General features: G+C 47.1%; 15 protein-coding genes. 5 read left to right on the top strand and 10 right to left on the bottom strand.

Annotation, left to right across the window (positions count from 1 at the left end; all coding sequences use genetic code 11):
- The first annotated feature begins 100 nt into the window (after positions 1–100).
- Complete coding sequence (locus tag COV52_04820; GenBank protein ID PIR11264.1) at positions 101–964, top strand: hypothetical protein; 864 nt, start codon at positions 101–103, stop codon at positions 962–964.
- Here COV52_04820 and waaF read toward each other — a convergent pair.
- Entirely contained in the window at positions 953–1,969 is a 1,017-nt protein-coding gene (waaF, locus tag COV52_04825) for a lipopolysaccharide heptosyltransferase II (GenBank protein ID PIR11265.1), read from the bottom strand. The genes COV52_04820 and waaF overlap by 12 nt on opposite strands.
- Positions 1,966–2,160, bottom strand: coding sequence for a hypothetical protein (locus COV52_04830; GenBank protein ID PIR11277.1), 195 nt, complete (start codon positions 2,158–2,160; stop codon positions 1,966–1,968). The genes waaF and COV52_04830 overlap by 4 nt, the downstream gene beginning before the upstream one ends.
- A 182-nt stretch (positions 2,161–2,342) precedes the next feature.
- Here COV52_04830 and waaC point away from each other — a divergent pair, with 182 nt between their 5' ends.
- Positions 2,343–3,359, top strand: coding sequence for a lipopolysaccharide heptosyltransferase I (gene waaC, locus COV52_04835; protein PIR11278.1), 1,017 nt, complete (start codon positions 2,343–2,345; stop codon positions 3,357–3,359).
- On the top strand, positions 3,356–4,171 hold the full coding sequence (locus tag COV52_04840) for a lipopolysaccharide core heptose(I) kinase RfaP (protein PIR11266.1): 816 nt from the start codon (positions 3,356–3,358) through the stop codon (positions 4,169–4,171). Before waaC ends, COV52_04840 begins: the two co-directional genes overlap by 4 nt.
- Positions 4,172–4,299: 128 nt before the next feature.
- On the opposite strand, the gene cydB (COV52_04845) is transcribed toward COV52_04840, so the two are convergent.
- From cydB (COV52_04845) to COV52_04870, 6 genes are all read right to left on the bottom strand, one after another.
- Complete coding sequence (cydB, locus tag COV52_04845) at positions 4,300–5,445, bottom strand: cytochrome d ubiquinol oxidase subunit II (GenBank protein PIR11267.1); 1,146 nt, start codon at positions 5,443–5,445, stop codon at positions 4,300–4,302.
- Positions 5,446–5,447: 2 nt separating this feature from the next.
- Positions 5,448–7,025, bottom strand: a complete 1,578-nt coding sequence (locus tag COV52_04850) for a cytochrome d terminal oxidase subunit 1 (GenBank protein ID PIR11268.1) — start codon at positions 7,023–7,025, stop codon at positions 5,448–5,450.
- A gap of 14 nt (positions 7,026–7,039) precedes the next feature.
- A complete protein-coding gene (locus COV52_04855) occupies positions 7,040–7,225 on the bottom strand; it encodes a hypothetical protein (GenBank protein PIR11269.1) in 186 nt (61 codons plus the stop codon).
- Positions 7,226–7,281: 56 nt separating this feature from the next.
- Positions 7,282–7,491, bottom strand: coding sequence for a hypothetical protein (locus tag COV52_04860; protein ID PIR11270.1), 210 nt, complete (start codon positions 7,489–7,491; stop codon positions 7,282–7,284).
- 123 nt (positions 7,492–7,614) lie between these two features.
- Complete coding sequence (cydB, locus tag COV52_04865; GenBank protein PIR11271.1) at positions 7,615–8,751, bottom strand: cytochrome d ubiquinol oxidase subunit II; 1,137 nt, start codon at positions 8,749–8,751, stop codon at positions 7,615–7,617.
- Complete coding sequence (locus COV52_04870) at positions 8,748–10,322, bottom strand: cytochrome BD oxidase subunit I (protein ID PIR11272.1); 1,575 nt, start codon at positions 10,320–10,322, stop codon at positions 8,748–8,750. The genes cydB (COV52_04865) and COV52_04870 overlap by 4 nt, the downstream gene beginning before the upstream one ends.
- Before the next feature lie 145 nt (positions 10,323–10,467).
- Here COV52_04870 and COV52_04875 point away from each other — a divergent pair, with 145 nt between their 5' ends.
- Positions 10,468–10,944 (top strand): hypothetical protein, encoded by a 477-nt coding sequence (locus COV52_04875; GenBank protein PIR11273.1) that lies wholly within the window; start codon positions 10,468–10,470, stop codon positions 10,942–10,944.
- A gap of 58 nt (positions 10,945–11,002) precedes the next feature.
- Here the strand turns inward: COV52_04875 and COV52_04880 are convergent, their stop codons facing one another.
- Positions 11,003–11,668, bottom strand: coding sequence for a nitroreductase (locus COV52_04880; GenBank protein PIR11274.1), 666 nt, complete (start codon positions 11,666–11,668; stop codon positions 11,003–11,005).
- Positions 11,669–11,794: 126 nt separating this feature from the next.
- Between COV52_04880 and COV52_04885 the strand changes: the two genes are divergently transcribed.
- Positions 11,795–12,916, top strand: a complete 1,122-nt coding sequence (locus COV52_04885) for a hypothetical protein (GenBank protein PIR11275.1) — start codon at positions 11,795–11,797, stop codon at positions 12,914–12,916.
- On the opposite strand, the gene prmC is transcribed toward COV52_04885, so the two are convergent.
- The gene (prmC, locus tag COV52_04890; protein PIR11276.1) at positions 12,911–13,744 is read right to left on the bottom strand and encodes a protein-(glutamine-N5) methyltransferase, release factor-specific; all 834 of its coding nucleotides are present in this window, start codon (positions 13,742–13,744) and stop codon (positions 12,911–12,913) included. The genes COV52_04885 and prmC overlap by 6 nt on opposite strands.
- Between the last annotated feature and the right edge of the window lie 235 nt (positions 13,745–13,979).

Genomic DNA, 13,979 nt, shown 5'->3' on the forward strand with positions numbered 1-13,979 from the left:
TGTAGTAAATTTAAGCAAAATACTTTTAATGGGACAACCGTGAGCGCTTGGTTATTGGGATTTAAGCTGTTAAAATGGTCAAAAAAAATAAGGCGTCCCGATGAGAAGACACTATTTTCGCCAATCCAGCCTGTTTCAGCTCGATAAAGGCACGCCTGCCCACACCGAAATACAGCCTGAAACTAACAACTCTGGTGCCCTTTACCTCGGCATGGCCCCTCTGACACGAAGCTCTAAATGGCCAAGCTTCGCCGACCTTCGAATGCTGCAAACAGGAGAAAGCCTCTCAGCAGACACAAAAGCAGAACAGCTCAAGAAAATCAAAGCCTCAAAACCCTATTTACTCAGCAGTTTTGCCGGGGCATTTTGCCATCACACGGCCGCACGCTATCAACGCTTAGCAGAAACACAGGGCGCCAGCAGCTCCCCTTTAGTAAACACGAACACCATCGTAGTCAGTTTTTTAACCGATGAAGAATACGGTTATCAGTATCACGATGGCTCAGGGCCTACAGCTAAACCAAGCAGCAGCAACTTCTTCCACCTGCCGCTGGAAGATAAAACCTGCCGTTTCAGAGAAAAGCAGCACAGCAACTTTGCCCGGAAGCTAATCTCTAATATCGAAACCATTTATACACAACAAACGGAAAAGAAAAAAACCGTCTATTTTCACTGCAATGTGGGTGTTGGGCGAAGCTTGATGGGCTGCGCCGCTTATTTAGCGTATACCCGGCTTAAGGGGCAAATGGACAGTAATGAAAAACCTAGCGTAAAGCTATTGCGAGACACCGTATTCGAAGCATTTAAGGACATCAAGCGGCAAAGACCGCAAGTAAAATTTCCTCGCCATGCGACATTGCGCAATTCCCGCGTTAATTTTGTAGTGAATTGCTTCAAACACTCTCGTCTCTACGAAAAATTTATCTGGCCAAGCAGTGAGCTTTCGCCTTTGCTAAGACGTTAAGTTCAGCAAGGCACTCAACGCCGCTTCAACTTTCGCAGGCTGCAAATCTCGCAGGCAGCGCCAATGCCCCAGCGGGCACACACGTTGAAAACAAGGCTGGCACTCTAAATCTAGCTTTAACACGGCCACTTTGTCAGACAACGGCGGTGTAAAATCTGGGCTGGTAGAACCGTACAGCGCGACCACCGGCACATTAAGCGCTGCGGCAATGTGCATCAAACCCGAATCATTGCTCACCACCGCTTGCGCTAAAGAAAGCAAATCGATGGCTTCGGCCAAATTCGTTTGTCCACACAAATTCACACAAGCTTCATGCGTTTTAGTTTGAATGGCTTGCGCGATGACCTCATCGTTTTTTGAGCCAAACAGCCAAACAGCATAGCCTTGAGCGATCAAACTATTAGCAAGCTCAGCAAAATATTCAGCTGGCCAGCGCTTGGAGGGACCAAACTCAGCCCCCGGGCATAGGGCCACGATCGGCTTATCCGCTTGCAAGCCCAAACGTTTCACGGCCACATCGCGTGAAGCTAAATCCACTTGCAAATGCGGGTGCGGATAAGGTTTTTCCAGCGCTGGGCCCTTGGGCAAACCTAGCGCTAAAAAGCGCTCGATCATTAAAGGGTATTGTATTTTATCTAAACGTCGCCAGTCATTCAAAAAGCCATAACGGCACTCACGCATCCAGCCCGTGCGTTTCGGGATGCCGGCAAAAAAAGGCACTAAAGCAGACTTTAAGGAATTGGGTAAGACTATCGCTTGATCATAGTGTGATTTAGCGAGCCGCCGGCCAAGCTTAAAGCGCTGGATAAGCTTGAACTCACCATGGCCCACCGGCAAAGCAATGGCCTTTTCCACCTCGGGCATGCGGGCCAAGAGTGCATTCGTCCAAGCCGGTGCTAAAACATCGATGTGGGCGCTGGGCTCACGCTGTTTAATGGCTTTAAACAGCGTTTGGGCCATCACCATGTCGCCGACCCAAGCAGGTCCGACAATGAGATATTTCATGACGTTGCGAGCTGGAAAATCGCGCTGCAATACGGGCACTCGGCACGACCGTGCTCATCGAGCTCTAAAAATACCCGCGGGTGCGCATCCCACACACGGCAATCCTTCGGTGGGCAGCACACCGCCTCACTCGCTGAGCTCACCGTGTATTGTCGTAAACTCGCGCCTTGTTCACCTTGGTCTTTACTCATGACGAAATCCTTAATGAAGTTTGCCGCATTATACCCAAAAGCCACACTGAAGCGAAGCGCATCCAAAGATTTGGAGCTTAACTGTCGATCAGTCAGCGCGGGGACGCGCAAGTCAAAGCCAGCTGTTAACATGGTATGTCTTACGCTATAATGAGCGCCAATCTGGCTGAAGAGAGGCAATGGTGCGAGTACTGATCATCAAACTATCATCGATGGGAGATATCATCCACGCACTGCCGTCGTTAAGCGATGCTGCTAAGCACAACCCAACTATCGAATTTCACTGGGTGGTGGAAAAAAGCTTTAAAGACATTCCGCTGTGGCACCCCAACGTCACGCGCGTGATCCCCATTGAATTGCGCCGCTGGCGCAAAGAACGCTGGCGCTGTTTGTTCAACGGTGAGTTTCGCGCCTTTTTGCGTGATCTTCGAAAAGAGCGCTATGATCTTGTCATCGATGCGCAATCCTCTATCAAAAGCGCAATCGTCACACGCCTAAGCCGCGGTCTTCGCTGTGGCTATAGTTTTAAAACCACGCGCGAACGGTTTGCGAGCTTGTTTTATCAAAAACGTTTTTCGGTAATTTTCGAACAACACGCGATTCGCCGCATGCGATTACTATTTTCCAAGGTCTTAGGCTACACCTTTAATGACAGCATACCCGATTACGGCGTAAACCGAAACACGCTACCGGCAATGGCCGCACCTTGCCAAACGCCTTTCTTGGTGTTTTTACACGGCACAAGCTGGGCCACAAAACTCTGGCCTGAAAACTATTGGCGCGCGCTCATCAAACGCGCCAATAGCGCAGGCTTCACAGTGCTGCTTCCCTGGGGTAATGCCGATGAAAAAGCCCGTGCCGAGCGCTTAGCCTCAGCACAAGCACTCGTTTTACCTAAATTGAAGATCAATGAGGTAAGCGCCATCATCACACAAGCCAAAGCGGTGGTGAGTGTTGACACAGGCCTTGGCCACGCGGCAGCCGCCTTTGGTGTGCCGGCTGTGTCCTTGTACGGTCCAACCGATCCACGATTTACCGCAGCACTGGGCAATAAGCAACTGCATTTAGCCGCGGATTTTTCTTGCGCGCCCTGCCAGCAAAAAGTGTGCAGCTACACAGGACCCAGCGAAGAAAAACCAGCCTGTTTCACCACACTGCCACCTGATGCGGTTTGGCGCCAACTGGAATCTTTGTTATGACGCTCTGGATAGACGAATCGTTTAAACGACTATTACAGCCCGAACAACAAAGCATTGATTACTTTATGTCGCTTACAGGTCAAGTGTATCGCGCGAAAGAAGGCCGACAAACACTGCGTTTTGAAATCAACGGTACGCCCTATTTTATTAAGCAGCACACCGGCATTGGTTTTGCTGAAATTTTTAAAAACCTGCTCAGCGGCAGGCCGCCCGTGACGGGGGCTAAAAACGAATGGCAAGCGATCGCTCGACTGACTGAACACGGCATTCGCTGCACGCGTTTGCTTGCGTATGGCGAGCGCGGGCTAAACCCTGCAAAACATGATTCTTTCATTGTGATGGAAACCTTTAAAGAAGCTCACTCACTGGAAGATATTATTAAAAAACAGTCGCTAACTGAAACACAAAAAAACGCGCTGATCATTAAACTCGCACAAATTAGCCGAACGATGCATGGTTTAGGCATTTATCACCGTGATTATTACCTTTGTCATCTTATGGTGAATGAGCAAGCCCTGGCCCATAATCAAGCCGATTTATTACTCTATGATTTACACCGCGCTGGTATTTCAAAACACTTAAGCTCGCGCTGGCGCATTAAAGATTTGGCAAGCCTCTATTTCTCAGCGTATGACTATGGCTACACACCGACACGTGAAGATATTGCTTTATTTTGCGAACATTATTTTGAACAGCCTTTTGACACGCTACTTAAAACCCACAAGAAATTACTGCATACGATTGAAAAAAAAGCGCTGAAAATCTATCAGCGCAGTAATAAAGAGAAAACGTTTGAGTTGTATTTTAAATAGGGCGCGCCCTCAATCATTTAAATCGACTTTCTCAATATATTTTTCAGACGAGCGCCCCATGAAATAACCACAAACCATAGCCAAGAATATTAAAAGTGTTGAAACCACATACCACATAACCCTATTCCTTAATAAAATTCATGATCGTTTGCACGAACATCATCGACCGACAAGGCCTGTTTATCGTTCCATACCGCATAGTAAGCAAAAAGCTTGTATAAGGTGATAGAAACCAACAACACAAACGCGAAATACAACATGATTTCTAACTTATAATAACCATTGGCTGCAGAGAAAACGGTCATACTCTCGGCAGGCTTCAAGCTTGAAGGCACTACAAATGGGAAAATAGCCGTACCAAAAGTCGCCACCACTGAGCCCACCGCAATGCAACTTGCCCAAAATGCAGGACCACGCTTGTTATAAGCTGCTAAGAACATCGCCAAAATAATATTTAAAAAGGCAAACACAGGCGCATACGCCTTCCAAGGATAATCATAATAGCTTTTAATCCACTCCCCTCGGCTTGCAACCACCACATTCGACAACGGGTGTAAATAAGGCTGCGCAGCGCTTGATATTAATTTATAACCATTGATCGCAAACGCCACCATAAAACCATCGGCAATAAAAAACAGCGTGAACAATATGGCTGTAATAAAATAAAATCGCTTAAAGAAACGACTGAGATCACCCGTGGTGCGACGTCGCAATAAAATGGAGCCATGCATCAAGGCCATCAACACCGAAGTAATACCACACATGATGCCAAACCAATTAATCAAGCCCCAAAAGTTGCCGGCATAAAAAGGGCGTAACATCATATGATCAAAATAAATCGGCACACCCTGCATGATGTTGCCTAGCGCCAAACCAAACGCAAACATAGGGAAAAGTGAGCTAATGAACAAGCCCCAGTCCCAGCAACGCCGCCAAACGGGACTGTGGATTTTGGAGCGAAAATCAAACCCAGGCGGGCGCAAGAACAAGGACCATAATATAATAAGCATAGCCGCATAGAAGCCTGAGAAAATCGAAGCATAAACGCCAGGCCAAATCACAAAAAGCGCGCCGCCGATAAACACTAACCAGGTTTGGTTGCCATCCCAGGTGCGCCCAACTGCGTTGAGCACAACACGACGCTCTTCTTCTTTGCGCAAAAAAGGCAAAATCATCGTAGCCCCGTAGTCAAAACCACCGGTGCAAGCATAGACGATCATGATCATACCAATAATAAACCACCAAGCGAGCTGTAAGCCTTCCATCGAAAACATGATTACGCCTCCCCTTTTGCGGATTTATTCAGCTTTTCAAAATGGTATTTGCCTTTACCCAAAGAGCTTGGACCTAGGCGTCCGTACTTAAACATCAAGAACAATTCAACCACCAGTAAGCCCGTGTACAAGAGCGCAAAGCCGCCCAAGCTAAACGCCACGCTGGCTGTATCAATTGAAGACACGCCCAAATACGTCGGCAAAAATCCATGCACCACCCAAGGTTGTCGGCCAATCTCGGCGGTCACCCAACCAAATTCTGAGGCAATCCAAGGCATGGGCAAACACAAAATTGCCGCCCAGTGAAACAAACGCGTGTTGTGCAATCTGCGGCGCATAAATAAATACAACCCCCAAAACAACACACACAACATACACAACCAAGCAAATACCATAATCCTAAAGGCCCAAAAGCAGGTGAACACATCCGGTATGGTGCTTTTAGCCGCTTGATCGATTTGCGCTGGCGTGGCACCCACCACTGCAGGGTGATACCGTTTCACCAAAAAGCCAAAACCAATATCATTACGGTAGCGGTTAAACACCGCTCTATCCGCTGCAGTGGCTTTGCCCGCACGCAATTTTTCTAGCGCGCCATACGCCTTAACACCGTTGGCGATGCGCACTTTATTCCGGTTAATAATTTGTTTGGCGCCCTCTACCGTACCCGTTAAAGAATGCGTAGCAATCAAGCTCAAACCGTACGGGATGCGCACATCAAATAAGTTTTTCTCTTGTTTTTGATCAGGCCAAGCAATCATCGACCAAGCCGCCGGCGCCTTAGGCGTGGACCACACCGCCTCAATCGCTGCCATTTTTTCAGGCTCTGTTTTACTCACCGCAATACCGTTGGAATCGCCAAACCAACCCACACTCAATACGGAGACAATACCAAAGCCAATGGCAACAGCCATGGAGCGAACCGCAAAGCTCGTATCTTGTCGTTTTAATAAATAATAGGCACTGATGCCAAACATAAACATGGTACCCGTCATTGCACCGGCAAACAGTACATGACCGATTCGAATTTGAGCAAGATAACTATTATATAGACCCCAAATACTGGTGAGCTGCATACTCATCGTTTTCCAATCGAATAAAGTTGCCACCGGATGCTGCATCCAGCTATTGGCCACCAAAATATTTACGATCGATAGGTTACTGCCCACGGCAAGCAAAAAGGTGGCTAAGCAGTGCAACCAGCGTGGAATTTTATCCCAAGCAAAAAAGAATACGCCGATCATGGTGGCTTCAAGCATGAATGCCGTGATCCCTTCAATCGCCAAAGCGGGACCAAAGGCATCACCGATATAGCGCGAGAAATAGGCCCAGTTTTGCCCAAACTCGAATTCCAAGGTAATCCCTGTGACCACGCCCATGGCAAAGTTAATCGCAAACAACTTGCCCCAAAACTGGGTCATATCTTTGTACACTTGTTTTTTGGTGAACAAGTACAAAGATTCCATGACCACGAGCAACCACGACAGACCGAGGGTCAGCGGCGCGAACAAAAAGTGGTAAATGGCTGTTAAGCCAAATTGAATCCTAGATAAATCAACGACTGAATCTGCGGGGACCACAGGTTTCTCCTTCTTTAATCAACAGCTTGACCATAGACGTGTGAGGCCACAGCCGAATCGGTTTTAATATGCTCAGAAGCTGGGTGCGAAAAAAAGAATTGCCATAGCGCTATAAGACATAACGCCTTAACTAAGACCACCAACCAAAGTTCTTTGGTTAACGCAAATTTGCCTGGAATCCTTTCACTTCGACTGGTCATAACAGACCTCTACTGCATAAGTCGACCCACAGTCTAGCAAACTTTTTGGACAAGTCTCAAGTTTCTTTCGCCACAGACGAAGAAACCGAAACCACATGCTGCGTGAGGGCTTGATCGCTCACGGGCATTTGCACAGGGCGCACAAAGAAAAACCAGAGCAAAAATAAACAAAGTGCCTTAACACAGACCACCACCCACAAATCGCGGCGCAAAGCGCCGCGCTTAGGCAACGTCTGCTTGATAGGGGTGGCAGAAGTTACGCTCATGATTTTCGCCCTTTTGGCTTTTTGTCGTGATGGTCAACACAAGAAACCGCGAACAAACCCACCAGCACGGCGACAAAAGCACTGATGATCCAAACAAGGTATGTCATAGTCTTTTCCTCATAATTAGTACAGCAAGTGATCTTCTTTCGCGACCACCTCTTCATTCAAACGTCGGCCACGTCCCCATAATTTCTTATAGACAAACGCGGTGTAGACAAAAATCACCGGTAAAGCAATCAACGCTGTGGTTAAAATGCCCAACAGTGAAATCAAAGAGCTTGATGCATTCCAAATAATCAGGCTATCTTGCGGTTGTGTATTTGATGGCAAAATTACGGGATACATACTTAAACCGGCTGTGGCGATGGTAAAGGCTGGCACACAGACACTAGCCCAAAAAGCACCCGCATTATTAGCACGCCGCGCAAAGAAAATGACAGCCAACGCTGAAACAAATGCGAGAATGGGAGGCGCTATAAACCAAGGATGCAAACTGTAATTTCGTGCCAAACCATGGGAGATCATAAGCACGTTATTGATGGTAGCATTAGGCGTTGAAGCAAGCACTCTAAAACCTGCCAAACCTGAAAGCACCCAAACACCCGCGGCCAAGAACCCTGCGATATACACCCACGCACAAACTTGCATAGCCCTGTTCGCACGCTGATTAATAACACCTATTGTGCGCAAGCCCACATATGCCGCACCATGCAAGCACATCATTGCAAGACTGACCACGCCGCAAAGTAGTGGGAAACCACGTAGCAAACCCCAAAAAGTGCCGTCATAGAAAAAACGCACGCTCATCGGGTTGTAATGAAATGGTACCCCAATCAAGGCGTTGCCTAGCCCCACACCTAAAATCAACGCAGGCACAAGACTTCCAATGAACAAGGCCCAGTCCCAGAACGAACGCCAAGCCGCGCTTTTCATTTTTGAGCGATATTCGAATGCAACAGGGCGCAAGAACAAAGCCCACAAAACCAACATCATCGCAAAATAAAAGCCCGAAAAAGCCGCCGCGTACACGCGAGGCCAAATCGCAAAAATCGCACCACCAGCAATAATTAACCACACTTGGTTACCATCCCAGGTAGGGCCCACCGTATTAATGACCGCGCGGCGTTCTAAATCATTGCGACCTAAATACGGCAATAAAATACCCGCGCCGAAATCAAAGCCTGCTGTTGCAGCGAGCAAAAACATCACCGCACCGACAGCCAACCAACCCAATAATTGTAGTGTTGCAAACTCAGTCATGATGATTTCTCCTGCTCACCTGCGTGCTCAAAATGGTATTTACCTAAACGCAAACTACTGGGGCCTAAGCGCGCATACTTGAACATCAAGAAAAGCTCGACAATAAACAGAGCTGTATAAAAACTCACAAAAGCTGCGATACTCATACTCAAATCCAGCCCCGTCAGTGACGATGAACTAATGGTTGTGGGCAACACACCAAACACCGTCCAAGGCTGACGACCGTGCTCTGTGACAAACCAACCACAAAGCGCCGCGATCCAAGGCATAGGCAATGTCCACAAAGCCCAATGCATCAACCAGCGATGACGCCACATACGGCCAAACAATAGTAAAATAAAGCTGAAGAAAAATGCCAAGAACATTAAGCCACCAAATAAGACCATCACTCGGAAGGTCCAGAACAATAACCACACATTAGGCACGGTATCTTTCACCGCTTTAGAAATTTGCGCCGGCGTGGCGTTCGTGACCTTATTGGTGTAGCGCTTGAGCAATAAGCCGTAACCCAAGTCAGACTGATATTTTAAAAATTGCTGTTTAATGGCCGGCGCTTGATCGCCACTACGCAATTTCTCAAGCAAACCATACGCCTTCATACCATTGAGAATACGCTCATGATTTTGCGCTTCAATATTTCTCACGCCAGGAATGATGCCGTGAACAGAGTGCGTCACCAACAAGCCTAAAACCCCAGGGATGCGCGCCTGAAAGAGATTTTTCTGCTCAGCCTGACTAGGCCATGCAATGACATTAAAGGCTGCTGGCGGCGCTTGAGTGGTCCACTCAGCCTCAAGCGCCGCCAACTTCATTGGCTGATATTTATAGACCGCCAAACCGTTTTGATCGCCCATGAACATCACCATCAGCGACGACACCAAACCAAAGCCTACCGCAATCGCAAAGGAGCGCCTGGCAAAGTCCACATCACGTTTTTTCAATAGATAATAAGCGCTGATAGCCATCACAAACACCGCACCCGTCACATAGCCCGCCATCACCGTGTGTGCAAAACTGACTTGAGCGATCGGGTTCATGAACAAATGCCAAAGGCTGGAGGTTTCCATACGCATATTTGCAAAATTAAAATACGCGCCGGCCGGGTGTTGCATGAAGCCATTAGCCACCAAAATTAGCAGCGCCGATAAACTGGAACCGATGGCCAAACAAAAGGTTGAAAACAAATGCTGTCCTTTGCTTAAAAAACGCCAGCCAAAGAAAAAGAGTCCTAAAAAAGTGGACTCCAGCATAAAAGCCACAAACCCTTCAATGGCCAATGGGGTGCCAAAGATATCGCCCACATATTGGGAATAATACGCCCAGTTAGTGCCAAACTGAAACTCGAGTGTTAACCCCGTAAGAACACCCATCGCAAAGTTAATCGCAAACAATTTACCCCAAAATTTCACCATATCCTTATAAACTTCACGCCCAGTGAAGACATAGGCACACTCCATGGTGAACAGAATCCACGCTAAACCTAAAGTTAAAGGCACAAACAGAAAGTGATAGGACGCCGCTGCACCAAATTGGATACGTGACAACATAACAGACGCAATACTCGGCAACATAGGGCTAGGCCTCTTGGGGTTTTGATTTCGTCGCGATTTTGGCACACGCTCGAAGAAATACATTTGACATAGATCAAACAAACTTAATTTTTTGTCTTTTATCAGCTATGCTAATCAGCATTCAAAATTTAAAAGAGTGTTTTCAATGAGACGTTTATTGCTCGCCTTACTCGGCACCCTGGCTATGATGCTTCCTGCGTTTGGCCAAACTCAAACAGCCACCCCAAATTTGAGCTTTGTGATTGCTTCACACAAAGCCACCATAAAGCCCCTGAGCCAAAACAACTACCAACTGTCTTTGCAGGGCGTGCGCCCCTACATCACCTATTACACACAGCGCCCAGATCGCCAAAGTGGCAGCGCATTGCTATCTAATTTTCTAAATACATGGACCATGGGTGGCGCGCAAAGTTTTGCTAATAACCCACCAAACATAGTGGTTTATCCGGGCCAAATTAACGGCACTGCCAACACCAGCGTACATTTCACAGTCGGCGTGATGAGCAATCCCCAATATAATGTGGGCACAGGTATTTTTAGCTGTGTCATTACCCCATTACCGGAACAAACCTTTTTATTGGACAACACCGACCTTGAAAACGTCGTATTAATCATCAATTAGGGTGAGCACTCACTGACTTACCTAAAGTGAAAAACAAGCCACGTTACAATTTAATGCTCTAACGGCTATACCGCACAAGCTCTGCAATCGGCTCACGCTCCGTACGGTAACTATTAATTGCGGCGCTAAGGTCTGGGTAACCCAAAGACATGCCGCAGGCGATATGATATTTTTTTTCTATACCCAAATGCTCACGCACAATGTCTGGGTATTCAGCGAGCGCGGCTTGAGGACACGTTTCCAAGCCAAACGCACGTGCCGCTAACATCACATTTTGAATGAACATACCCAAATCCATCCAAGAGCCTGTTTCCAAATAGTCTTCTATGTAAAAAATTAATCCCACAGGGGCGCCGAAAAATCGGTAATTTTCTTCCCAGACGGTTTTTCGTTTTTCCATGTCTTCACGCGCAATTCCGAGCGCATTGTAAAGCGCGATGCCACAGGCTTTTCGGCGAGCCCTGTACGGCTCATCAAAACGATCGCTGTAATAATGATAATCCGGGTGTTGATCGATACCGGCATGGCGCGCGGTAATAATCGCCTCGCTCAAGGCGGTTTTTTTCTCGCCCTCAAGCACCACCACATGCCAGGGCTGATGGTTGACACCGGAAGGTGCGCGCATCGCAGCTTCAAACATCGAGTTTAAAATGTCATGAGGCACGGGTTTATCCAAAAAAGCCCGGCACGACCAGCGTTCTTTCATTGCCGTTAAGACATCCATCACAATTGCTCCTTTTACGTTTGGCTCATCATATCAGGCCTATCAGCACACTCAAAATCCGACTATTCAGTAGTTAAATATCAAATAGTCGTGACTTTTCGATATTGCGGTATATAATAGTCGGGTATGAAGCGTGCTCAAGAGAACCACATCATCCAAGACCTGCATAAAAAAATGGTCTTTTTGGTCGGCCCACGACAGGCCGGTAAAACCTATTTGGCCAAACGTATTGCAAAGGTCTTCAAGCAGGCGACCTACCTCAACTATGACAGCCACAAAGATCGCACCATTATTCAGCAAGAAGCCTGGTTAAATGACACAGAACTCTTGATACTGGATGAACTACACAAAATGCCCGACTGGAAAAATTACCTCAAAGGCGTTTACGACACAAAACCCGAGCACTTAAAAATTTTAGTGGCAGGCAGTGCACGACTCGAGGTTTACAGAGAAATTGGTGACTCACTCGCTGGCCGCTATTTTCTGCACCACTTGCTACCATTTTCGCCGGCAGAACTTCATACCTTAAAACAAGATTACACGCTGGATCAACTTATGAATCGCGGCGGCTTTCCCGAGCCCTACTTAAGTGACTCCGACACAGATGCTGAGCGTTGGCGGCTACAGTACACCGAAAGCCTGGTTCGATCGGATATATTAGACTTTAAAAGCATTAATAACTTACGCGCCATACAGCAAGTTTTTGAACGACTCAGACACCGAGTCGGCTCAACTCTGTCGTACCAATCCATTGCAGAAGACGTTGGGGCCTCACCCATCACGATTAAAAAATACATAGAAATTTTCGAAGCCCTCTATATCGTTTTTCGTGTAACGCCCTTTTCAAATAATATTGCTAGAAGCTTACTCAAAGAGCCTAAAGTGTATTTTTTCGACACCGGTCTTGTAGAGGGTGACGATGGTGCGCGTTTTGAAAACCTGGTCGCCAACAGCTTGCTCAAAGCCTGCTACGTTGCTCGCGACACCAAAGCCAAAGACTTTAAACTTCACTACATCCGCACCAAAGACAAACGCGAAGTGGACTTTGCACTGTGCTTAAACAATAAAATTGAACAACTGATGGAAGCGAAACTGAGCCAAACGGATATTGATAAAAACCTTGTGCACTTCGCTCAAAAATATGAGCTCAATGCTCTACAGCTCGTTAAAAACATTAAAAAAGAATACCAACAAAAAAACATACGCTGCCTTGATGCAAAACATTACTTAGAAAACCTCGATCTATAGTCTTGCCAATACCGCTCGATCATGGCCGGCTAAATCTTTATGCAACTCAAGCCCAGAAAAACCGGCCGCTAACAGGCGCTGCTGTAAATTTTTTGCTTGGTCGTAACCATGCTCTAAAAAGATATAGCCGCCAGGCTTTAAACAAGACTTAGCGCCTTCAATGATACGATCAAAATCCGAAAAGCCATCATTATCAGCAATCAAGGCAACTTTCGGCTCATGTTCGGCCACCGCTTTTTCAAGTGCCGCATCATCTTCGGCAATATAGGGTGGATTAGAGACAATGATATCCACACTATCCGCCGGCAAACTCTCACACCAATCACGCTGCTCAACATTCAACTGTACGCCAAGCAAGTCTGCGTTGTGCCTTGCAACAGACAGTGCCAACTCAGATTGATCGGTACACGTAACAGACCAACTCGGCTTCTCGCACGCTAATGTGATGCCAATGGCGCCGCTGCCCGTGCCCAAATCATACAAGCAAGCTTTCTCCCAATGCCCACACGTTTCCAAGACCAGGTCGATTAACAATTCAGTTTCGGGTCTTGGCACCAAAACACCAGGCTGAACGCGAAACTCACGCCCGTAAAACTCTTTCACTCCCGTAATGTAGGCCATAGGCTCGCCTTGTAAACGGCGTGAAAGCAGCTGATCAAATTGGGCCCGTTCTTCATCGCTAAGTATTTTTTCAGGCCAAGCGTATAAATAACTACGCGGCTTTTTTAAAACATGCGACAAAAGAATCTCGGTATCAAGCCTCGCGGATTCGCTTTGAAGTTTACTGACTGCAAACCTAATCACACCCTGTATGCTTAATGTAGGCATAATTCAGACAATCTCATCATTTTAAAAAACAACAGAAACACACTCGCCTGCTTCCTGAGCAAGATTTCTCCCAAAATCCACCTCGGCCTATAATATCTAGAGGGGCAAGACCATAATAAAACATACATTCGTCATGGCAAGCACACAGGATCAGATAAACAAAACCCGCCTGGCTTTGGTGTTTGAACGCGTATGTAGCAACCGTCTTGGGTAGCAACGTCTTTGCGAGGAGCGA

This window comes from Gammaproteobacteria bacterium CG11_big_fil_rev_8_21_14_0_20_46_22 (genome assembly GCA_002796245.1).
Taxonomy (GTDB): domain Bacteria; phylum Pseudomonadota; class Gammaproteobacteria; order UBA12402; family UBA12402; genus 1-14-0-20-46-22.

Coding starts and splice junctions, on each gene's coding strand:
- waaF (PIR11265.1), bottom strand. CDS start 1,969: ATGAAATATCTCATTGTCGGACCTGCTTGGGTCGGCGACATGGTGATG.
- prmC (PIR11276.1), bottom strand. CDS start 13,744: ATGCCTACATTAAGCATACAGGGTGTGATTAGGTTTGCAGTCAGTAAA.
- cydB (PIR11271.1), bottom strand. CDS start 8,751: ATGACTGAGTTTGCAACACTACAATTATTGGGTTGGTTGGCTGTCGGT.
- COV52_04830 (PIR11277.1), bottom strand. CDS start 2,160: ATGAGTAAAGACCAAGGTGAACAAGGCGCGAGTTTACGACAATACACG.
- cydB (PIR11267.1), bottom strand. CDS start 5,445: ATGTTTTCGATGGAAGGCTTACAGCTCGCTTGGTGGTTTATTATTGGT.
- COV52_04880 (PIR11274.1), bottom strand. CDS start 11,668: ATGGATGTCTTAACGGCAATGAAAGAACGCTGGTCGTGCCGGGCTTTT.
- COV52_04860 (PIR11270.1), bottom strand. CDS start 7,491: ATGAGCGTAACTTCTGCCACCCCTATCAAGCAGACGTTGCCTAAGCGC.
- COV52_04885 (PIR11275.1), top strand. CDS start 11,795: ATGAAGCGTGCTCAAGAGAACCACATCATCCAAGACCTGCATAAAAAA.
- COV52_04875 (PIR11273.1), top strand. CDS start 10,468: ATGAGACGTTTATTGCTCGCCTTACTCGGCACCCTGGCTATGATGCTT.
- COV52_04820 (PIR11264.1), top strand. CDS start 101: ATGAGAAGACACTATTTTCGCCAATCCAGCCTGTTTCAGCTCGATAAA.
- COV52_04840 (PIR11266.1), top strand. CDS start 3,356: ATGACGCTCTGGATAGACGAATCGTTTAAACGACTATTACAGCCCGAA.
- COV52_04870 (PIR11272.1), bottom strand. CDS start 10,322: ATGTTGCCGAGTATTGCGTCTGTTATGTTGTCACGTATCCAATTTGGT.
- COV52_04855 (PIR11269.1), bottom strand. CDS start 7,225: ATGACCAGTCGAAGTGAAAGGATTCCAGGCAAATTTGCGTTAACCAAA.